The organism is Micromonospora sp. NPDC126480 (assembly GCF_040302465.1).
Classification (GTDB): Bacteria; Actinomycetota; Actinomycetes; order Mycobacteriales; family Micromonosporaceae; genus Micromonospora.
The window spans coordinates 1-19,279 of record NZ_JBEORU010000008.1; the positions used below are offsets into that span (position 1 = coordinate 1).

19 protein-coding genes are annotated in these 19,279 nt (G+C 69.0%); 7 read left to right on the forward strand and 12 right to left on the reverse strand.

The genetic code is table 11. The features are described 5' to 3' along the window. Positions 1 to 222: 222 nt before the first annotated feature. The 7 genes from ABTW87_RS09720 to ABTW87_RS09750 form a co-directional block, all read right to left on the reverse strand. Entirely contained in the window at positions 223 to 879 is a 657-nt protein-coding gene (locus ABTW87_RS09720) for a GNAT family N-acetyltransferase (RefSeq protein ID WP_350650309.1), read from the reverse strand. Between the two features lie 38 nt (positions 880 to 917). Next, positions 918 to 2,174 carry a histidine decarboxylase gene (locus ABTW87_RS09725; RefSeq protein ID WP_350650311.1) on the reverse strand — a complete coding sequence of 419 codons (1,257 nt, stop codon included), beginning with the start codon at positions 2,172 to 2,174 and terminating at the stop codon, positions 918 to 920. After that, a complete protein-coding gene (locus ABTW87_RS09730) occupies positions 2,171 to 2,833 on the reverse strand; it encodes a hypothetical protein (RefSeq protein ID WP_350650313.1) in 663 nt (220 codons plus the stop codon). The genes ABTW87_RS09725 and ABTW87_RS09730 overlap by 4 nt, the downstream gene beginning before the upstream one ends. A 342-nt stretch (positions 2,834 to 3,175) precedes the next feature. Continuing rightward, positions 3,176 to 4,666: an APC family permease gene (locus tag ABTW87_RS09735; protein WP_350650315.1), complete on the reverse strand. Its 1,491-nt coding sequence runs from the start codon at positions 4,664 to 4,666 to the stop codon at positions 3,176 to 3,178. Beyond that, positions 4,633 to 5,016: a hypothetical protein gene (locus ABTW87_RS09740; protein WP_350650317.1), complete on the reverse strand. Its 384-nt coding sequence runs from the start codon at positions 5,014 to 5,016 to the stop codon at positions 4,633 to 4,635. Before ABTW87_RS09740 ends, ABTW87_RS09735 begins: the two co-directional genes overlap by 34 nt. 99 nt (positions 5,017 to 5,115) lie before the next feature. Further along, positions 5,116 to 5,808, reverse strand: a complete 693-nt coding sequence (locus tag ABTW87_RS09745) for an N-acetyltransferase (RefSeq protein ID WP_350650318.1) — start codon at positions 5,806 to 5,808, stop codon at positions 5,116 to 5,118. Next, positions 5,805 to 6,137: a hypothetical protein gene (locus ABTW87_RS09750; protein WP_350650319.1), complete on the reverse strand. Its 333-nt coding sequence runs from the start codon at positions 6,135 to 6,137 to the stop codon at positions 5,805 to 5,807. The genes ABTW87_RS09745 and ABTW87_RS09750 overlap by 4 nt, the downstream gene beginning before the upstream one ends. 579 nt (positions 6,138 to 6,716) lie before the next feature. On the opposite strand from ABTW87_RS09750, the gene ABTW87_RS09755 reads away from it, so the two are divergent. After that, positions 6,717 to 7,979: an NsdA family TPR-like regulatory protein gene (locus ABTW87_RS09755; RefSeq protein ID WP_350650321.1), complete on the forward strand. Its 1,263-nt coding sequence runs from the start codon at positions 6,717 to 6,719 to the stop codon at positions 7,977 to 7,979. A gap of 12 nt (positions 7,980 to 7,991) precedes the next feature. Continuing rightward, a complete protein-coding gene (locus ABTW87_RS09760) occupies positions 7,992 to 8,708 on the forward strand; it encodes a creatininase family protein (protein ID WP_350650323.1) in 717 nt (238 codons plus the stop codon). Between the two features lie 183 nt (positions 8,709 to 8,891). Here ABTW87_RS09760 and ABTW87_RS09765 read toward each other — a convergent pair whose 3' ends face one another. The 4 genes from ABTW87_RS09765 to ABTW87_RS09780 all read right to left on the reverse strand — a co-directional run bounded on the left by ABTW87_RS09765 (position 8,892) and on the right by ABTW87_RS09780 (position 11,954). Further along, entirely contained in the window at positions 8,892 to 9,227 is a 336-nt protein-coding gene (locus tag ABTW87_RS09765) for a phosphotransferase (RefSeq protein ID WP_350650325.1), read from the reverse strand. 29 nt (positions 9,228 to 9,256) lie between these two features. Beyond that, positions 9,257 to 9,763 (reverse strand): hypothetical protein, encoded by a 507-nt coding sequence (locus ABTW87_RS09770; protein ID WP_350650327.1) that lies wholly within the window; start codon positions 9,761 to 9,763, stop codon positions 9,257 to 9,259. Positions 9,764 to 9,921: 158 nt separating this feature from the next. Continuing rightward, positions 9,922 to 10,806 (reverse strand): bifunctional diaminohydroxyphosphoribosylaminopyrimidine deaminase/5-amino-6-(5-phosphoribosylamino)uracil reductase RibD, encoded by an 885-nt coding sequence (gene ribD / locus ABTW87_RS09775; RefSeq protein ID WP_350650329.1) that lies wholly within the window; start codon positions 10,804 to 10,806, stop codon positions 9,922 to 9,924. Then, complete coding sequence (locus ABTW87_RS09780; protein ID WP_350650331.1) at positions 10,806 to 11,954, reverse strand: NsdA family TPR-like regulatory protein; 1,149 nt, start codon at positions 11,952 to 11,954, stop codon at positions 10,806 to 10,808. The genes ribD and ABTW87_RS09780 overlap by 1 nt, the downstream gene beginning before the upstream one ends. Positions 11,955 to 12,426: 472 nt before the next feature. On the opposite strand from ABTW87_RS09780, the gene fxlM reads away from it, so the two are divergent. The 5 genes from fxlM to ABTW87_RS09805 all read left to right on the forward strand — a co-directional run bounded on the left by fxlM (position 12,427) and on the right by ABTW87_RS09805 (position 18,499). Next, on the forward strand, positions 12,427 to 13,665 hold the full coding sequence (gene fxlM, locus ABTW87_RS09785; RefSeq protein ID WP_350650333.1) for a methyltransferase, FxLD system: 1,239 nt from the start codon (positions 12,427 to 12,429) through the stop codon (positions 13,663 to 13,665). A 14-nt stretch (positions 13,666 to 13,679) separates the two neighbouring features. After that, positions 13,680 to 13,826, forward strand: a complete 147-nt coding sequence (gene fxlA / locus ABTW87_RS09790; protein ID WP_350650335.1) for an FxLD family lanthipeptide — start codon at positions 13,680 to 13,682, stop codon at positions 13,824 to 13,826. A 63-nt stretch (positions 13,827 to 13,889) separates the two neighbouring features. Continuing rightward, positions 13,890 to 16,634, forward strand: a complete 2,745-nt coding sequence (locus tag ABTW87_RS09795) for a lantibiotic dehydratase (RefSeq protein ID WP_350650337.1) — start codon at positions 13,890 to 13,892, stop codon at positions 16,632 to 16,634. Further along, positions 16,631 to 17,707 (forward strand): lanthionine synthetase C family protein, encoded by a 1,077-nt coding sequence (locus ABTW87_RS09800; RefSeq protein ID WP_350650339.1) that lies wholly within the window; start codon positions 16,631 to 16,633, stop codon positions 17,705 to 17,707. Before ABTW87_RS09795 ends, ABTW87_RS09800 begins: the two co-directional genes overlap by 4 nt. A 15-nt stretch (positions 17,708 to 17,722) precedes the next feature. After that, entirely contained in the window at positions 17,723 to 18,499 is a 777-nt protein-coding gene (locus tag ABTW87_RS09805; RefSeq protein WP_350650341.1) for a thiopeptide-type bacteriocin biosynthesis protein, read from the forward strand. A 181-nt stretch (positions 18,500 to 18,680) separates the two neighbouring features. Here the strand turns inward: ABTW87_RS09805 and ABTW87_RS09810 are convergent, their stop codons facing one another. Then, the gene (locus ABTW87_RS09810; RefSeq protein ID WP_350650343.1) at positions 18,681 to 19,085 is read right to left on the reverse strand and encodes a hypothetical protein; all 405 of its coding nucleotides are present in this window, start codon (positions 19,083 to 19,085) and stop codon (positions 18,681 to 18,683) included. Positions 19,086 to 19,279: the final 194 nt, after the last annotated feature.

The following is a 19,279-nucleotide window of genomic DNA, read 5'->3' on the forward strand; positions in this document are numbered from 1 at the left end:
TTCGCCACCGCGCCAGTATCAGCCCCGGTGGTCAACACATCCGTCATCAGGTGCTCCTCCTTGATCAGGAGTTACACCGTTCGTTTTACAGTCCCGCTGGCGGTGCCTACCGAGTTCACTTTGGCTACAACACCGTGCCAGCGGACGAAGTGATTCGGTGTCTTGTGGCCGTTGCCGTGGGCGCACCGTTTTTCCACCTGCTCGACGGACTACTCAGGCGGATCAGACAGGGTGGTCATGTGAGCGGGTCACGCTGGTGTGGGCGGTGTTGAGCGGCCACGCGTAGCCGCTGACGGTGTCCGGGTTGCGGCGCATCGGATGGATGGTCGGGCCGTCCGGCAGGGTGATCGGCGGCCGGTGTGTGTAGCCGTAGCGGGCATACAGGTCACCGACCCCGGTGGTGGTGTCGGTCCAGGACGGCAGGCCCACCCGGTCGACGCGGGCGCGGTGGTGGGCGAGCATCGCCGTGCCGCGGCCGGTGCGCTGGGCGTCGGACCGCACGGCCAGGACTGCCAGGTGATAGTGCGGCTCGGTCGGTCGCGGCCCGGACAGCAACTGGTCAAGCAGGTGGAAACGGTCGGCGTGCGGGCCGGCGGCGTCCTGCAGCCGGAGGCGGTAGTTGGCCGGTGGTGGGATGGGTCGGTAGCGGTGGAAACCGACGGTGGCGGCGGTGAGGTCGTCGGCGAGGTAGATGTCGCCGAAAAACAACGCATGCTCCACCCAGATCGCGAGGACGTCGGCGAGGATCCGCCGCCGGTGCGGTGGCTCGGGGACGAGCCAGGCCGCGAGGGCGCTCGGCTCGAAGGCGTCCGCGATGAGGGCGGCGGCCGCGTCCTTGTCCGCCCAGCGGGCGGCGCGAATACGAGGTACGGAGTCCATGGGGCTGCTTCCGCGGGATGTCGGGTCGTTGGGTGTGTTCATGGCAGGTGCCTCGGTCGGGTGGTGGGTGGGGCCGTGACCAGTGGTGCGGCAGATGTCTGAGGAGTTGTGGGCAGGCGGGGCCGCGGTACCGGTCCCGCCTGCGCGGTGTCCAGGGCGGTGGCAAGGTCGGCTGCGAGGGCGTCGATCTGGCCGCGGGTGATGCCGGGCATGCAGATGATGTGGCTGGTGGCACCGTCGGTGGCCAGCAGCCATTTGGCGCGGACGGGTTCGGGTGGGGTGGGCAGGACGACGGTGAAGGCGTGTGGGTGTCGCCAGGCGGGCCAGCCGGTGGCTCTGATCTGGTCGACGGCGTACGCGGCCAGGCGTCGGGCTTCGGCGGCGCGCCAGCGATGTCCTTCGCGGCCGTGGGTGGCGATGGCGTGCCACAGCAGCGCCGCGGACAGGCCGCAACGGGAGCCAGTGACGGTGGTGTCGGCGCTGTTGGTGTAGGCGACCTGCCAGGCCGGTTTGCGGACGCTGTCGCGGATGAGCACCACGCCGCACGGGGTGGGTGTGGCGAAGAACTTGTGGCCGGAGATCGCGACGCTGCCGATGCCGCTGGCGTCATCGAGGCGTAGCCGTCCGTCGAGGGCGAGGGGGATCCCGGACAGGGCGGCGTCGACGTGCAGGTGCCCTGTGATGTTGTACTGGTCGAGCAGGGCGCGGACGCGGTCGGTGTCGTCGACGGCCTCGGTCATCGTGGTGCCGGCGGTAGCAACGATGATCGCTGGCCAGCGCCTGCGTCGGCGCAGCTGCGCGGCCAGGTGGGCGTAGTCCATCTCCCCGTCCGGGCCCGCGTCCACGATCGCCTTGTAGGCGCCGAGCATGTCCACGATCTTCGGAATCGAATAGTGGGCGGCGGTCGAGAAGTAGATTCGTGCGGTGGGCCAGCGGCGGTAGGCCGCGTGCAGGGCGGACAGGTTGCCTTCGGTGCCGCCGGCGGTGACGTATCCCCACCGGTCGTCGGCGGGCAAGGCGAGCAGGTCCGCGACCCACGCGATCACCGCCTGCTCCAGCACCCGGGTGTGCGCGACGCCGCCGGTGTCGGCGGGGTCGCCGATGTTGTTCCACAACCGGTGGCCGAGCCGGGTCATGACCATGCTGTGGTCGAGGTCCACCGCGCCGGGGTAGCCGACGCTCATTGGCGCGGCGGCGTCGGCTTCGCCGACCAGGTGGTCGAGGACGGCGATGACGTCGATCGACTCTGCATTGAGGTCTGCGGCAACGGCGAGGTCGAGCGCGGTATCCGTCACGCGAGCTGCCCTCCACCGCACAAGTACGTGGTCAGGGTGTCGTGCAGGGCCGCGAGTTGCCGCCACACCTCTCGGATCGTGTAGTCGCCCCGTTCGCAGAGGTCGGCGTGGGGGTTGTGCCAGTGCGCGGGCCGGTCCGCGTCGAGTGTTTTGGTGCTGCGGATGCCCTCGTCACCGAGGCGGGCGTGCGGGTTGCGGTCGATGTGCAGGGCGGTGCCGTCGGTCAGCAGCACGTAGCACTGGCCGCGCAGGTCCCAGGCCGAGCGGTACCGTCCGGTCGCGGCCGGCTCGCGCAGGCTCCGGGCGACCTGGTACCAGCTGCCCACCTCGGAGTCCAGGGTGCTCACCCCGACTCCGACGTAGGCGGCGCCGGGTGGCAGGTTCGTGTCGCCGCCGTTGACCATCGACCCGTCTGGGCCCAGCGGATGCCACCGGTGGCGGCTGGCCACGGCGCGGGCGATGTTGGACGCGGCGACCTGAACCAGGTCAGCCAGCAGTCGAGGCAGGTTGTTGGACTCCGGTGAGGCGAGGAACAGCCGGTAGGCGGTATGCAGCCGGTAGCCGTGTGGCTCGCTGGGCGCGTCGGAGGTGAAGAACAACGTCACGCCGTGCGGGCCGAGTGCGTCGCGGGTGTCGAACCGCTGGTCGGCCTCGATCATGTGACCGGAGTTGAGGCGCTTGCACCGGTAGGCCACCTGGCGGCGTACATCCGCCCACCACCGGGCTTCGACAGAAGCCGCCTCACCGTCCGGCTGCTCCCCCGCCGAGTACGACGGCGTAGATGGGGCTGGCGATGGTGGGGGAATCGGCGGCTGCGACGGGCGCCGGTACGGGTATTGGCCGGGGGTCGGGCCGTGTCCAGGCGGTGGGATCTGGGCGGCGGGAGGCCGGTGGCCGGCCGGCGGCGCGGGTTGCTCGGGCTGCCAGCCGGGGTGTAGTGGGTCAGGGCTGTACCGCCCGGCGGGCGTGGCCGCGTGAGTCATCAAGGTCGGCTTTCCTTGTCAGATCGAGACGGTGATGGCGTCAGGAACGGCGTGCGTGGCCGGGGTGCCACGACCGATACCGGCGTACACGTCGGGCCGGGACTGACGCAGGTGCCCCGTCCACGCCCCGCCGGCCGCGCCGGTGCCGGCCAGGATCGCCGGCAGCAGTAACGGCATGGGCGACCCGGGGGCCGCGCCCAGTAGGGAGCCGACGTTGACCACCATCAGCGCCAGCACCACCGTCCCGCCGAGCAGGCCGAGGGCGGGCGCTAGCCGCCACTGCCACACCCCCGCCCGGTCACCGCGCACCCGGCCCGGTGCCGTCAGCGCGGCAACCGACGCGGCCAGCAGCAGGCACAACAAGCCCATCGCCCCCAGGGTCGACAACCACGTGAACATCACGGCGAGGGGGTCTACGCCGGCGACGGCGAACGCGGCCACCACGAGCGCGGCCACCGTGGTCTGCGCGAGCGACCCGCCTCGCGGTGCGCTGACGCGCGTGCCGCTGCCAGCCCGGGCAAGCCCGGCCGGCAGCACACCCTCCCGGGCCATCCCGAACACATACCGGGCGATAACCGAGTGGAAGGCCAGCATCGAGGTGATCACCGCGAACACCAGCACCACGCTCGCCAGGGAAACCCACCAGCCGCCGGCTCGCTGCAGGACCACGAACGGCAGTCCGCCCGCCGGATCCGCCGCAACCGCCGCGACATCATCCGGGCCGACCGCCACGCCCATCGCCCACGCCGCCGCCGCGTACACCCCGCCAAGAACCAGCGCCCCGGCGATGGTGGCCCGACCAACCGACCGCCGATCGGTGGCCTCCTCGACGAACGAACCCGGGGCGTCAACGCCCATGAACGCCGCGACACACAACGCCACCGCACCGCCGATACCGCCGACCGCCAGCCCGGAGCCGCTGAACCCCTCCCAGGACAACCCACCCTCGGCCGGCCGCCCAAGCCCGGCGAGGATGAACACCACCACGATCAGCAGCGACACCGCCAGCACCGTGGCCAGGACCCGGGTCGACAACACGATCGCCCGCACCCCCAACACCCCGACCACCGCCAGGGCGATGCCCGCCCACACCCACCAGGTGCCGCCGAGCTGAGCGGCCATACTCGCCCCGAACAACCCGTAGAGGCTGATCTGGATCGCGTTGTAGGCCACCAGAGCGACCAAGCCGGCGGCCACACCCCAGCCGGGGCCCAGCCCGCCGGCGAGGATGCCGTAGTAAGCCGCCGGGTGACCGACCTGCCGGGCCATCGCCGTGTACCCGACCGCCAACAGCGCGACCACCCCGGAGACCAGCAGGAACGTCAGCGGCAGCGCCGTCACCCCCGTGGTGGCGTACGTGGCGACGATGCCACCGGCAAGAACGACCATCGGCGCCGACGCCGCCGCCCCGAACACCCACAGCCCGGTCGGGGTCATCGTCCGCCGGGCGAGGGCCACCTGCGCGTGCGTCGCCTTCACCGCTGCCCCCGCTCCGGCGCGTCCGGGCACGACGAGTTGCGGCAGCCCTCCACCGGATGCCGCCGCACGACGGCGGCGTTGACGGGCACGAGATATACCGCCGTCGGCCGTACCGGGCCGCTACGCCAGAAACTCCGGTCGCGGTCGAGCCGCCGCTGAGCGGTGGCCGCGTCCGGAGTGAACCCGAACAGGTCGTGAACATCGTTCGGCCACTCGCGTCGGATCGCGTACCCCCACGCGAACTCGTCCGACGCCACGCCGTCGGCGTCCGGGACGGCGGCACCGGTGCGGGCGGTGACCAGCCGTCCCGGCCACCACCGTCCGGCATTGAGCCGTCGCGGTGGAGCCACGGTGGGCGCATGGGTGATAGCAGGCAGCATGAAGGGAGCCCTCCTTCAGAATCAGGGGCGCAACGAGGTAGCCCGCAGGGCGCGAGGTCAATCGCCCGCAGGTGATCGGCTTTCGGTACGGGCCGGGAGTCAGGGAGAACGCGGTGACACCGGCATCACCCGGCTCGCGCGCGGCGTCACGGCTGGGCCGAGGCGGATCCGTCGGGGAAGGCTGTCGAGGTACCCGCCGCCGGCCGCGGGCCGCCACATCCGCCACAACGCCGGCCCACCTGGCTCCAGCAGAATCGGCGAGCGCGGCACATACCCGAGCCGGGCCAGCAGGCCCTCCCGCGGCCGATCACCGCACACCTCCGCGTACGCCGCCAGCCCGCCACCGTCCAGCACCCGGTGATGGCTGTCCAGCAACACCGCCGCAGCAGCGTCTCGACCAGGGCGTGCCGCCACCTGCGCCAGATAGTGATGCGGCGTGTGCGGATGCGCCGCGTCACGGTAAGCGTGCAGCAACGCGAACCGAGGCGCGTACGGGCCGAGCAGCCGATGCAGCTCGTAGCGCCACAGCACCGACGACGGCGGTGGTGGCCGCAACGGCGCGTACCAGACCGCCACAGCACTCCGGTCAACCGTGGTGTCGACCCGGCCATGCGCTAACCCGCGCTTCAGCACGAACCGTGCGTAGCGGCACAGCACCTCGTCGCGATCGGCCGCGTCCGGCACCAACCACACACCCAGGCCACCAGCCATCAGCGCATCCGCGACGACCGGCACCAGCACCGCCGTGTCCTCTCCGGAAGCCCGGCGCACGATCGCGTCTATCGGCGTCATGGCTCATCCCTCTGGCATCCGGCATCGACCGCTGGCCCCGACCGCAGCAGATCGCCCGGCGCTACCTGCCGCACCAGCATCCGGGGCGCCGAGCTTTCCTCGGCGGCGCGCACGTGCCGCTCCGCCTGCCCGCCCGCGGGCGCCCAGAAGTGATCGACGGCGCGGTCGTGCGCGTCGAGGACCATCGCCAACGACGGGTTCGGATCCGGTCCGGCTGTTTCTGGCGTCGGCTGCACACGGCTGCCCGGGAGGCCGCGGTTGTACTGGCCAGGAGAAGGGCAGCCGAACGGATTGAACGGCCGGTCGTCGGCCCGGAGAAACCACTTCATCCGCCGCATCCACCCCCCTTTGTCTCCAGTGCCGGGCGTTGACTAATAGCTCGCTGCGAATTAACGATCACGCATAGACACGAAGCTGGGAATACCGACTTCCGGTCCGACTTCCCGTACCGACTTGCGGTCCGACCACCGGATCGCTTACGGAAACGTCGCAACGGCGGCTGCGGCGACGTAGCAGGCGGCACCACATCCCAGCGCACCTGACGCAACTCCAGCTACAGCGACGATGGCAACTGCGTCCAGGTTGTCTACACCCACGAACCGGGTCCTCGTGCGCGGCCGGAAACAGCACCGAGCATGTGCTGCGATTCGACCCGACACAGTGGCATGCCTTCATGGAAGGTCCTTGTCATGGCCGATTCGCATCTCCGACTGCAGACACTGGCCGGTAGCGTCACGGCCCAGGCTGAGATCCGCATCCGGAGGCCGGTATCGGCTGCCCTCACGGCGACGCCGCCCGTGACTTCCTTGACTGTGTGTGTGCCCGCGACCACGATGGCGGCGGCAGGTCACGCGACGCTTATTCGCTAGCCGGCCGGGGGAACGCGCCTGCACACGAGGGAGGTGTAAATGCCGCGGCACCCTGACACCGTCATCACGCCCAACCGACTGCTCGTCCGGGCCCGCCAGCGCCTGACGTCACCGCATCGGTCCGGCCAGCACCTGTCCCGAGCCGAGTTGGCAGACGCCGTCAACGCCACCCTCGATCGCCTCTACCCCGGGCGAAGCCTCGCCGCCCACTACGTTGACCACCGCTGGGTCGGCAAACTCGAACGCGGCGAGCACCGCTGGCCTAGCCACGAACGCCGCACGGCCCTCCGCCAGGTGCTCGGCGCCACCACAGACGCCGACATCGGCCTCTACAGCCCTCGACGTACACCGGACGCTGTCCGATCCGGGCAAGTGCAGAACCAACCGGCTACGCGCCGGCCACTCCACGTCCGCGTCAGTGGCACACTTCTCGACGGCGATCCAGACGCATGGCTACGGGAGCTCGACGAGCTCACGAACCAACCCATGCGAACCTGGCCTCAACTCAAAGGCCGTGTGCAGGAGTACCTCGAAGTCCTCGATGATCTCCAGGGCGGCCTCGTTCGACCGCACCTCGCACGAGTCGATGCCCGATGGTCGGAGTTCATGAGCTGGATCGCCGACAACACCGCCCCGCCCGAAGGTTGGGCCTGGCTTGACCGATCGCACCGCCGTGCGATCGAGGCTGATGACGCATCGCTTGCCGCCTACGCCCTCATGCGGCAGAGTCAGCGCGCCCTCGACAACGGCGACGTCCGCGCGGCGATCGTCCTTTCACGCCACTCCCTGGCGCGCAGTTCGGTACCCGCCCGGACTCGCGCGCTGTGCCTTACTCGCATGGCCGAAGCACTGGCTGCCGGCGGCGACGACGAAGCACGTACGGCAATCACGGCCGCCCGACGTGAGCTGCCCGACGCGGATACCAACGCAGTCGATGAAGACGACTTCGCCCGGCACTGCGACCTGCGCTACGTCGCCGCGGTCGACGCCCGCTGCCGGCACTTGCTCGGTGACCCGGCCTCCGCCACCGCGGTCTTGGAGGAACTCGTCGCCGACCTAGCCACTATCGCACCGATCGATGCGGGACTTTGGCACGCACACCTCGCCGAGTGCTACCTGCACCACGACCCAGAACGCGCTGTCGACCACGGAATGCGCGCGTTGCGACTGGCGGACGAGACCGCCTCCTACCGTGTCATCCGCGCTACCCAGCCACTGGCGATAGCGCTGCGCCGGCACAGCGCCATGCCCTCAGTCCTGGCTTTCATCGACAGGCACCGCGCCGCAGTGACATCCCAGTGACAAGATGACCGAATGGACCTACTGCCGCTCTTCACCAGCACCGACGTCGCCGTGAGCGCACCTGAGGTAGCCGTTCTACCCGTCGGAAGCTTCGAGCAGCACGGTTCGTTTCTGCCGCTGACGACCGACACGATCGTCGCCACCGCAATCGCTGCGGCCATCGCGCGACAGCACAACGTCCTAGTCCTGCCGCCGATCACGCTGTCGTGCTCGCACGAGCACGCCGGCTGGGCCGGCACCGTCAGTATCAGCCACCAAACTCTCTCGGCGATCGTCGAGGACATCCGGTCCTCGCTCTCCGCGAGCGGAATCACCCGGCTGGTCATCGTCAACGGCCACGGCGGCAACTACGTGCTGTCCAACATCGTGCAGACCGCCAACGCGATGACGCCGGGCTCGATGACGCTGTTCCCCACCCGCAGCGACTGGGCCAAGGCCCGGCAAGACGCACACTTGGACAGCGACGCCCACCACGACATGCACGCTGGTGAGCTGGAAGTGTCGATCCTGCTGCACGTACACCCCCAAGCGGTCGGCGAGGACTTCGCCGCTGGCGACCACGCCGCAGACGACCGACCGATGCTGCTAGTCCACGGAATGAGCGCGTACACGAAGACGGGCGTCATCGGCCGACCCTCGGCAGGCACGGTAGCCAAGGGCCAAGCCCTGCTGGCAAGCCTCGTGCAGTCGTTCGACGACCACCTCGCAGCCCTGCTGAGCCAGGGGTGACGAAACAAGACGCCACGACCCACCTACGAAGGAGGCGAGAGTGTCCCGCCACCCGCCCCCTTTCATCACGCCCAACCGGCTGCTCGTCCGGGCCCGCCAGCGCCTGACATCACTGCAACGGCCCGGCGAGCACCTATCCCGAGCCGAACTCGCCAACGCCATCAACGCCGCCAGTCAGCAGGTCTAGTAGCCCGTCCAGCCGGCGGGAGCGGTTCCGTTTCGCAACGTGTCGATGCGATGCCTTAGCTGCCGCTGTCGTTGCGGGTCGTTCTCCGCTGACTGGGTCAGCCGTAGAGTCATCCGCAGCATGCGAATCAGCCGCAGCACCGGCCACGACGGGCTGCAGCGGACATCGGGGCCATACGCTTGGACGAAGTCGGCGTATTCCTCTACAGAGAACCATCCGCACTCGTGGTAGAGGGCCGTCAGAGTCAGATCCCACTCCCGTGGTCCGATACACACTGCCTCCAGATCCACGAATACCTTCCGACCGTCGGCCGTCACCAGAAGATTCTCCATGTGCGCGTCACCGTGCAGCACCGCTTCGCCTAGCGCGAGTTCCGCAGTGGCCCACTGCGCGCCGAGAGTTGATCGCGGAGTTGGCGAAGGAAAACGCGGTCGCCGATGTCGAGACCAACGCCCACCTGCAGCCGCTCTTCGAAATTGTCAAATGGCGACAGGGAGGGCAACAAATTTGTCGGGATGTCAACCGCGTGTAGCCGACGCAGGCATTTGGCAAGGGTGACCAAGTCGGCCGGTCGGCTATCGGGAAGATACTCCCACAGCGACACCACGTACCGCTCGACGACGATTGGCTCCGGCCGTGTGGGGTGAACGACCGGCACCTGTCGCGAGGCCAACCAGACAGCGACCTCGATCTCCCAACGAGGGTCCCTATCCTCAACCACCCTCGGTACCACCCGCGCCAGCACACCAGCGCTCGGCAGCAGGACCACACCGTTCTCGCCGACACGCACCACGGTGGCGTCTTGAGCCGGGAGGCCGGCTGCGGTGGCTGCCAACGTCACTGCATCGATCGCCTCCTCCGCACGCACCCGACCATCCTCCCGCCGCGAGGCCGAAGCACTTCGACGGCTCCTGCGGTCGGCCTCGGCGTGCCTGTTTAGGCTCACCCTTGTCAAGGTATGACCGCTCAACTCCGACAGCGGCAGCAGCGCATCAGCCCATGCCCTGCTGTGTGATATCCGACTCGCTAAGGAGAAGGCGTGGGCCGGCGGAGGCGAACACGCACACCGGTGCTACCGGGCGAGATATCAGCTAACACGAAACCGGCCGGCGTGAGGCCTACGATGCCTGCCGCTAGATCGTCCGTCGGTGGGGCTTTTTCGACGGCGACCACGACCTCATCGATGCAGTCGAGGTTGCCGTGGAGGGCACCGGAGTGGCGAGTTCCAACGGCGAGGATGGTTCGGGAGCCGACGGCGTAGCAGGCCGACAGCCACGGTCGGAGATCGGCACTCAGGTCGTCAGGCAGCGTGAAGTGTTCGGGCGCGTGACCGCCGGGGACGCCCTCCTCGAGCGCTTTGTCGCTGAGCACGAGATCCGTCCTACTGCGCAGGTCCGCGGCGAGCTGGTTGTTGACAGGCTGGCTGTCCTGCTTGCCGAGGGCGTAGGCCCAGGTCAGGTAGGGACGGCGACGGCGGGTGGCGGCGAGCCAGGGGCCAAGGACGGTGAGGGTCTCGTCGGGAAGCACGTTGATCTCAACGTCGATGCCGTAGTCGGTAAGCACGGCGGCGCCGCCGTCGCCTCGGGAGGTCGGGTCGATGACGCTGATGACGACTCGGGTAATGCCGGCGTTGATGAGTTCCTGGCGGCAGGCCGGAGTGACGCCGATGTGATTGCAGGGTTCGAGTGTGACGACGGCGGTGCCGCCTCGCGCTGCATCGCCAGCTGCGCTCAACGCGTTGACCTCGGCGTGCGCTTCTCCTTTGCGACGGTGATAGCCGACGCCAACAGTCGCACCATGGCGATCGAGGATGACGCAGCCGACGGGCGGGTTCGGGCTCGTGGTGCCCAGGCCAAACGACGACAACGTGATCGCTTGCCGCATCGCGGCCAGCTCGACGTCGGATGCCATCAGGTGGCCTCCTTGAGATCATCTAGGAAGGCGCGGACCTCTGGTAGTTGCTGGTGCCTGCTGACCGTTGCGCCGAGGTGCGCGAGCTGGTGCAGGATTCGCCGTGATCCCGCTCGACGCGCGATCGGCAGTGCGTGGTGTGCCGTCGCCGCTGCCCGGTCGGGTTGGCTCGCTGCGGCATGGGCTATCGCCTTGTTCAACAGGGCGGACGCGAAGTCTTGGCGATGCCGGCGCGGAATCGTCGGAAGAGCCTCATCCAGGACGCTGATTGCCTCCTCTGGTCGCTGCGCTAGCCGAAGGCATGCCCCGCGGTGCACTTCGATGTATCCGCTGGTGCAGTAGGAGCCGTGCTCGCCCTCTGGCTTTCCTGGATGGCGGTCCGCCGCCCAGCGATGCGCGTCGTCGAGCAGGCGCATGGCCGTATGGTGCTCGCCGGTGGCGGCTAGGGAGTGCGCGTACTGAACGCGCAGCGCCGCTCTCATCGGTCCGGGTAGCTTCTGGTCGTAGCGCAACGCCGCCTCGGCCTGCTCGACGGCTCGGGCGGGGCATCCGCCTGTCAACCACTGTTGGCTGCTGCGGTAGGTGGCCCAGGCGATCATTGTCGGATCAGCGATTTGGACTGCCCAGGTGAGTGCCTGTTGTGTCCGGCGGTGGCCGGCGGCGTGGTCGTTAAGCGACTGGTTGAGCCAGGCTGCGGATTCGGCGTACTGAGCGGCGAGGCGGACAGCGGCTGGGCGCAGCGCTTGGGGAGCCTCACGCAAAAGGTCCTCGATTACCGCCAGCTGTCTGGTGACGCCCATCAGTGCGTACTCCGGGCCGAACATCTTGTCGTTCTGGACCAAGAGATGCCACTGTTCGCGCAGCAGGTGAATGGTCTCGTCCCAACTGCCTGACCGAGGCTCGGTTGCCTCAACGACGAGGCACATCGTGTCGCTACGTCGAGGGCTGTAGAGATCGAGATCCGCATCGGTGGCGGCGCCAAGTACCTGACGCAGTGCTGCCCGCCGCGCTTGGCTGGGCCAGCGATGCTCGCCACGCTCCAGTTTGCCGACCCAGCGAAAGTCGACGTAGTGGGCGGTGACGTCACGGTCTGAGTAGATAGCGTCGAGCGCAGCGTTCACCGCCTCGGCCAGTTCGCTGCGAGACATGCACCGGCCAGGGTGTACCGGCGACGGTAAACGTCGTCGCGCAGCGCTCAGCACGGTGTTCGGCGTGATCATCGTATCCGGATGGCGAGGCACCATCTCTCCCCTCGGCCCAGCATGCCGGCCTGCCGACTATGCCACCGGCCGTCTAGAACAGACACCTCCCATGCTGTCACGCCAGGGATCGGCACGGGGTGACGGCAAAGTCGGACCGCAAGTCGGTATTCCCCGTCACGTTACCGTGGGTGATCGTGTAAGCCGGACAGGGTAAATCTCCGAACGATGACCGCCTGCTCGACAGCCCTTGAACGCCCATCGACGGTGATCAGCTGGGGTTCTGGTGCCGCCAACGCTGGCGCTCTCACGGGCTGGTGCGGCCGCGTTACCCGAGGCCATGGTCGTCCTGCAGTGGATGCCGGTTGTAGCGGATCGTTCGGTTGGAGCGGCCGCAACGAATAGGGAGAGTGGCGCAAACATGATTGTCGGCACGGTGAGCAGCGAGGGCTTGCGTAATGCGATGGTCGACCGCCTGGTCGCCGACCATGAGGCCAAAGGGTTGGTGATGCGGCCCGAGGTGGAGGCGGCGCTGCGGGCGGTGCCGCGTGAGCTGTACACGCCGGGTGTCCCGGTGGAGGAGGCGTATCGCAGCGACACCGCTGTCATCACCAAGCGGCGCGGAGATGAGACGGTCAGTTCGGTCTCGGCGCCGTGGCTGATCGCGGAGATGCTCGGTCAGGCGGCCGACGCCATCGGCGGCGGTTTGGCGGGGCGGCATGTGCTGGAGATCGGGTCGGGTGGCTATAACGCGTCGCTGCTTCGGGAGTTGGTTGGTCCGTCGGGGTCGGTCACGACCGTGGATATCGACCCCGAGGTGACCGAGCGGGCCGTGGCGTGCCTCGCGTCGGCGGGGTACGGCGACGTCACCGTGGTATGCGCCGACGCCGAGCAGCCGATCGACCCAAACCGCCGTTTCGACCTGATCATTGTCACGGCCGGCGCGTGGGACATCCCCCCGGCCTGGATCACCCAGCTCGTCGACGACGGCGTGCTGGTGGTGCCGTTACGCACGTTCGGGATGACCCGGTCGTGGGCGCTGCGCCGTGTTGGCGACCGGCTGATTAGCCGCAGTCAGCGCCTGTGCGGATTCGTGGCGATGCAAGGCGCCGGAGCTTACGAGATGCGGTATGTCGACATCGCAGACGGCGTCCACCTGCGGCTGGATGAGGGCCAGCAGGTCAACCCGGACGTCGTGCGCGGTCTGCTGGCGCAGCCGCGGGAGCAGGCGTGGGCCGGGGTGAGCTTGCCGCCTCTGACAGTCCTAGCCGACCTGGACTTGTGGCTGGCGGCGCGCCTTGCCGGTGAGGTGGATCTGTTTGTGGTGCTCGCGGCGCAGCAGGCGGCCGTTGATGCCGGCATCGTCACCCCTGCCTGGCGGTTCGGCACTCCCGCCGCCTTGCACAACGGAACGTTTGTCTACCGCTCGGCGTTGGCCTGGACCGACGACGTGTTCGACCTGGGCGCGTGTGCTCATGGGCCCGACGCCGCCGCGGCGGCTGAGCGGATGGCGGAGCACATGCGCGCGTGGGTGGAAGCTCGCGAACCCGAGCCGGTACTGCGCGTTCTGCCCCGACAGACTCCCGACGGCGACCTGCCGGTCGGGACGGTGCTGGACAAGCGGCACAGCCGCATCGTCCTCACCTTCAACCCCGCATAGGAAGGGAAACGCGAGTGGACGCCACAGAACTCGACGACCTCGACCTGGACATCACTCTGGTCGACGCCGGCCCCGCCGCCGGCGGGTACGCCACCGCCACCGACGACGGCTGCGGCTCGGGCAACACGGGCTCGAACGCCTGCTCCGGCGGCGGCAAGTAACCGATCCTCACGCTTGCGGCCCGGCGTTCACGGACGCCGGGCCGCGCTTTCCGGTGGTGCGTCATGTTTTCCACGACTGCTGTGGCGCTGGTCAGAGTCGCCGCCTATCCGAGCGGTCTGTCACTGCCGGCGTGGCCCGACCTGGCGTCCGGTCACCCCGATCAGTGGCGGCAGTGGCTGGACACGGTGTGGGCGTTGCCCGGGTTCGCCACGGCCGTCGCCTTCGCCACACCGGAGCTGGCCGAGCAGATCAGCCGGGCTGTGACCGGCGAGCCGACTCCACACCGTCGGCTGCGACGTCTGGTCGAATCGGCGGTCGGTTACCTGCTGCGATGGACCACCCGCGCCACGCCATTCGGCATGTTCGCCGGGGTAGCTCCGGTCGAGTTCGGTGCCCACGCATCTGTCCGCGTGGGCGAGGCGCACCACGCGGTCGTCCGCCCCGACGGCCAGTTCATCGCCGAGCACACCGCGCGGGCCGAGCAGGACCTGGACGTGCTTCGAAGTGTCGCCGTGGTGACGAACGCGTCGGGATACCAACGCGGCGGGGTGTGGGTGCTGCCCTGCGCCCGCTCCTACGACGACCGCAGGTGGGACATCGAGATCCCACTGACCACGCACGTGCAGGCGGCGTTACAAACAGCGCGCTCTCCCGTCGTGTTCGGTGAGCTCGCCGCGACGATCGCCGGTCCGACGCTTACCGGAGTGGACGCGGTCGAGCGGTTGCTGGCCTCGCTGGTCCGCACGGGTGTCCTGCTGTCGGCGCTACGGCCGGCGATGACCGTCACCGACCCGGCCGCCCACCTGGCCCGTCACGTCCCAGTTCCGAATCCGGGCGATCGGGTCGCGGTCGACGTGCGGGTCGACGTGTCGGTGACACTGCCTCCGGCGGTTGTGCACGAGGCGGGCAAAGCCACCTCGACGCTGGTGGCGGTGGCACCTGCGTTCTCCGAGTGGGTGGAGTACCACCGCGCGTTCATTCAGCGGTGGGGCCCTGGCGCGGCCGTGCCGGTACGTGATGTCCTGACCGTGCTGGGGTTCCCCGCCGGATACCGCGGTTCCACCCGCCACCTACCTGCGGTGTTCTCCTCCCGCGACCGGCTCCTCGCGCAGCTTGCCCAGCAGTCCGCCCTGGACGGCTGCGCGGAGGTGGTCCTCGACGACGAGTTGATGGGCCGCCTGCGGGCCGACGATGACCGGCCGCCTATCCCGCACACCGAACTGCGGTTCACCCTCGCCGCCGCCACCCCACAGGATTTGGACCGGGGCGCGTTCACGTTGACGGTCATCAGTGGGGCGCGCCACGCAGGGGTTTCCGCCGGCCGGTTCCTTCACCTGCTCACCGGGGCAGAACTCGCGTCGTTCCAGCGCGCCTACCGCAACCTCCCCACTGCGATCCCCGAAGCGGAGCCCGTTCAGCTGTCCGGTCCTCCGCTGGATTCCCGCCTGACGTCGGTCACCCGGACACCGGAGATGCTGCCCGTCCTGCCCGTCGGCGACTTCCACCCTGACCCGCCATACACGGTTGGGGACCTCGCGGTGACCGGGGATGGCCAGCGTCTGTGGCTGGTGTCGCGGACCAGCGGCCGGCCGGTCGAGCCGCTGCTGTTCAACAGCGTTCTGCTACCCGGACTCCAGCAGCCGCTGACGCGGTTCCTAACCGAGATCTGGACGGCGTGGATGGCTCCCTGCAGCAGATTCGACTGGGGGCACGCGAGCGGCCTGCCGTTCCTGCCCCGCATCCGGCGCGGACGCAGCATCCTGCATCCCGCTCGCTGGGTCATCGACCGATCAGCCCTTCCGCACACGGCGCCGTGGCCGCAGTGGCGCGACGCCTGGCAGCGCTATCGCGACCAACACCGGATCCCCGGCGAGATCCTGATCGGCGACGATGATGTGCAGCTGCGGCTGAACCTGGACGACTGCGCCCAGCTGACCATGCTGCGCCGACACCTCGACCGGCATGCCCGCACCGTCGTCACCGAGGCGCCCGGCCCAGCCGGGTGGATCGACGACAGGCCCGCCGAAGTCCTCCTCACCCTCGCCCACACCTCCCCCGTCAGCCGGCCGAGACGATCGGTTCGAGCCGCGACCGCACTACCGCACCGGCCCGGATCGTCACCGTGGTTGGAGGCCCGTCTACATGGCCGACTCGACGACATCCTCACCGACCTCGCCCGCCGGGCCGACAATTTCCTCGCCCCGGGCTGGTGGTTCCTCCGGTACCCCGACCCCGAACCGCACCTGCGGCTGCGCATCCCGGTCCGAGATGCCGACCGGTTCACTGGCGCCGTCAAGTGCCTGGCCGAGTGGGCCCAGGACCTCGAGCGGCAAGGCGTCCTGCACGACTACAGCCTGCACAGCTACCGGCCCGAGGCACGCCACGGCACCGGGCCCACTCTCGCCGCCGCCGAATCAGTGTTCGCCGCGGACTCCCGCGCCGTCCTGCAACGGCTGACCGGCGACCGCCAGGCCACCACAGCCGCCGGCATGATCGCTATCGCCGACGGATTCACCGACGGTGACGGGTTACGGTGGCTCGCCGACCACGTCCCCCATCGCAGCGGCCCCCGCCTCGACCCCGTGCAGCTCGACCTCGCCCGCACCCCCTACCGTGACGACGGTCTGCAAGCGGCGCTGGCCACCTACCGGGCTCTGGCACAGGCCGACAATCTCGACCTCGACCACGTGCTGGCCGACCTGCTGCACCTGCACCACGCCCGCATGATCGGCGTGGACACCGGCTCCGAGCGGCACTGCCTACGCCTGGCCCGAACCATCGCCCGCACCGCCCAGGCACTGTCATGACCGCAGGACAGTCCCTCGCTGACGGCGCCGCCGGCGTCGCCCTCCTGCATCTGGAGACCGGCAACTGGCCAGCCGCGTACGAGGCCCTGCGGGAGGCCACCGCCACCGGCGTCACCACCGCCGCCGGAGCCAGCCTCTTCTACGGCGCCCCCGCGCTCGCGTTCGTCCTCGCCACCACCAACCACCCACGCCTCGTTAGAGCACGATCGATCGCCGCAGCCGCAACCGCCACAGTGACACGTCGACGGCTGCAGGCAGCTCACCGCCGCATCGACTCTCACCGGCAGCCCCACTACGCCGAGTACGACCTCATCCGCGGCCTGACCGGACTCGGCGTCGCCCTACGCCGCCTCGGCGACCACCACCTGCTCCGCCAGGTACTGGATTACCTGGTCCGGCTCACCGAACCGATCAACGACCTTCCCGGCTGGTGGTGCGCCAACGGACCCGACCGCAACCAGCCGCCTCCACCCGGTGGCCACGCTAACCATGGCCTGGCCCACGGCATCACCGGCCCGCTCGCGCTTCTCGCCCTCACCCTCCGCGACGGCATCACCGTCGACGGGCACGGCGAGGCGATTATCCGCATATGCCGATGGTTGGACATCTGGCAACAGCACACCGCCGGAACCATCTGGTGGCCGCAGACCCTCACCCTCGATGACCTGCGCCGCGGGGCGCCGGCGCAACAACAGTCGCTGCGCCCGTCCTGGTGCTACGGCACCCCGGGCATCGCCCGCGCCCAGCAACTGGCTGCTCTCGCCCTGCACGACACCACCCGCCAGCATCTCGCCGAGACCGCGTTCACCGCCTGTGTCAGCGACCCCGCACAGATCCGCCGCCTCACCGACCGCAGCCTCTGCCACGGCACCGCCGGGCTCCTGGCCACCGGCCGCCGCATCACCGCCGACGCCCTCACCCCGACACCCCTCAGCCCACTGGCACGCCTCCACCACCGCACCGCCCCTGCCGCCGACGAACCCACCGGACTCCTCGACGGAACAGCCGGCTGCGGCCTCGCCACTGCCCCCACCACCTCAACCGAGTGGGACGCCTGCCTTCTGCTCACCTGAACGAAAGAAAACGCCGTGTACGACAATCCCTGGCGACAGGTCACCATCGCCTATCCCGGCCACAGCCGCCGCGAGCGCGAACAGCACGCAACGCCCCACCTCAGCAGCGTTCTACCCACCGCCGAAACCGCCGGCCTCATCACCTCTTGGTGGTTCATGCGCAAAGGACCGTGGCGTATCCGCTACCGGCCCGCCACACACGGCGGCCCCGATCCCATACACCGCCTGCTCGCCGAAACGGTCACCTGGACCAGCGACATTTACGAGCCAGAAATTCACGCCTTCGGCGGCCCCGACGCGATGCACGCCGCCCACACGCTGTTCCACCATGACAGCCGCCACACACTCACCTACCTCGACGGCCATCCGACCGACCGGCGGGAACGCTCACTCATCCTGTGCACCGCCCTCATGCGCGCCTCAGGGCTGGACCTCAACGAACAAGGCGACGTATGGGCGCGTGTCACCCAGCGCCGCTCCGAAACACTCGGCTGGCCCCCTGCCCCCGACCCGGACGCCTGGGAAGCCTTCACCAGCAAGGTCCGCCACCTGCTGCTCGGCACATCTCGCACCATCAGCGACTGGCACACAGCGTTCGAGCACGCAGGCACAACACTTCGATGCCTACGCGAAGCAGGCAGGCTCACACGCGGACTACGTGCCGTCATCACCGAACATGTGATCTTCCACTGGAACCGGATCGGGATACCCGCCAAAACCCAAGCCACCCTCGCACAAGCGGCTGCGGAAGCCATATTCGGCAACCGTCCGGTCCCAACAGGGCAAAAGTGACCCCGCCGGGGCGGCCGTCGCGGTCGCCTGACCCTGACAGGCAACCGCGCTCGGCCGAGGCCGAAAAACCGCCACGCCCCGAACGAGGAAATCAAGGTGCTGCGACCGTCGCCGTCGACCGACAGCGGTTACCCGCCGAACCGACCTCGCCGAGATAGCCCGAAAGCGAGGCGTCGCTGCGCTACGTGCGGAAGCACAGTTCGGGCAGTTCGTCTTCGGTCAGGAGGATCGTCGCGGTCGCGTCAGGTGCTCGGGAGGCTTGGTCGCTCGCTCTCAGCGATCGGTGGACTGGGCACACGCAGGCCCCTCGCGTCGGATCCGGGCAGCGGGTCAGCACGGCCTCCAGACGCTGGACGTCCTGAACAGTCACGGGCCAGCGCCAGTTCATGTCCCACGGCTCGTCATAGGGGGGCGCGAAACAGTCGTGGTCGAAATGGGCGAGCACTCCAGCACCGCAGCGCAAGCAGACGTACAGGTTTGTCCACCGGTACGTGATCTGGTGGCCGGGGCTTCCGTGTGGCACGCCGCCCTCGTCAATCTGGATCCGGTACTCCTGATCGCTGCCGCAGGTAGCGCAGATTCCCATCGATCCTCCCCTCGTCGGAGGTAGAGATAGCATTCATTGTCTTTCGGGACGCCAACCGGACCAGGAACAAGCTCAACTGCAGCCGCGAGTTGCCGCCCGTCTGTCGCCACGGGCGGTCGACGGCCGGCAGTCCCCCACCGGGATGTGCAACGGCCAACAGCAGCGGCATCAGCGTGTTCTTCCGATCTCGGTGC

Excerpts from the sequence above, each read along its gene's own strand:
- ABTW87_RS09720 (WP_350650309.1), bottom strand. The coding sequence starts at position 879 with ATGGACTCCGTACCTCGTATTCGCGCCGCCCGCTGGGCGGACAAGGAC.
- ABTW87_RS09730 (WP_350650313.1), bottom strand. The coding sequence starts at position 2,833 with ATGATCGAGGCCGACCAGCGGTTCGACACCCGCGACGCACTCGGCCCG.
- ABTW87_RS09740 (WP_350650317.1), bottom strand. The coding sequence starts at position 5,016 with ATGCTGCCTGCTATCACCCATGCGCCCACCGTGGCTCCACCGCGACGG.
- ABTW87_RS09745 (WP_350650318.1), bottom strand. The coding sequence starts at position 5,808 with ATGACGCCGATAGACGCGATCGTGCGCCGGGCTTCCGGAGAGGACACG.
- ABTW87_RS09750 (WP_350650319.1), bottom strand. The coding sequence starts at position 6,137 with ATGAAGTGGTTTCTCCGGGCCGACGACCGGCCGTTCAATCCGTTCGGC.
- ABTW87_RS09755 (WP_350650321.1), top strand. The coding sequence starts at position 6,717 with ATGCCGCGGCACCCTGACACCGTCATCACGCCCAACCGACTGCTCGTC.
- ABTW87_RS09760 (WP_350650323.1), top strand. The coding sequence starts at position 7,992 with ATGGACCTACTGCCGCTCTTCACCAGCACCGACGTCGCCGTGAGCGCA.
- ABTW87_RS09765 (WP_350650325.1), bottom strand. The coding sequence starts at position 9,227 with ATGGAGAATCTTCTGGTGACGGCCGACGGTCGGAAGGTATTCGTGGAT.
- ribD (WP_350650329.1), bottom strand. The coding sequence starts at position 10,806 with ATGGCATCCGACGTCGAGCTGGCCGCGATGCGGCAAGCGATCACGTTG.
- ABTW87_RS09780 (WP_350650331.1), bottom strand. The coding sequence starts at position 11,954 with ATGTCTCGCAGCGAACTGGCCGAGGCGGTGAACGCTGCGCTCGACGCT.
- fxlM (WP_350650333.1), top strand. The coding sequence starts at position 12,427 with ATGATTGTCGGCACGGTGAGCAGCGAGGGCTTGCGTAATGCGATGGTC.
- ABTW87_RS09795 (WP_350650337.1), top strand. The coding sequence starts at position 13,890 with ATGTTTTCCACGACTGCTGTGGCGCTGGTCAGAGTCGCCGCCTATCCG.
- ABTW87_RS09800 (WP_350650339.1), top strand. The coding sequence starts at position 16,631 with ATGACCGCAGGACAGTCCCTCGCTGACGGCGCCGCCGGCGTCGCCCTC.
- ABTW87_RS09810 (WP_350650343.1), bottom strand. The coding sequence starts at position 19,085 with ATGGGAATCTGCGCTACCTGCGGCAGCGATCAGGAGTACCGGATCCAG.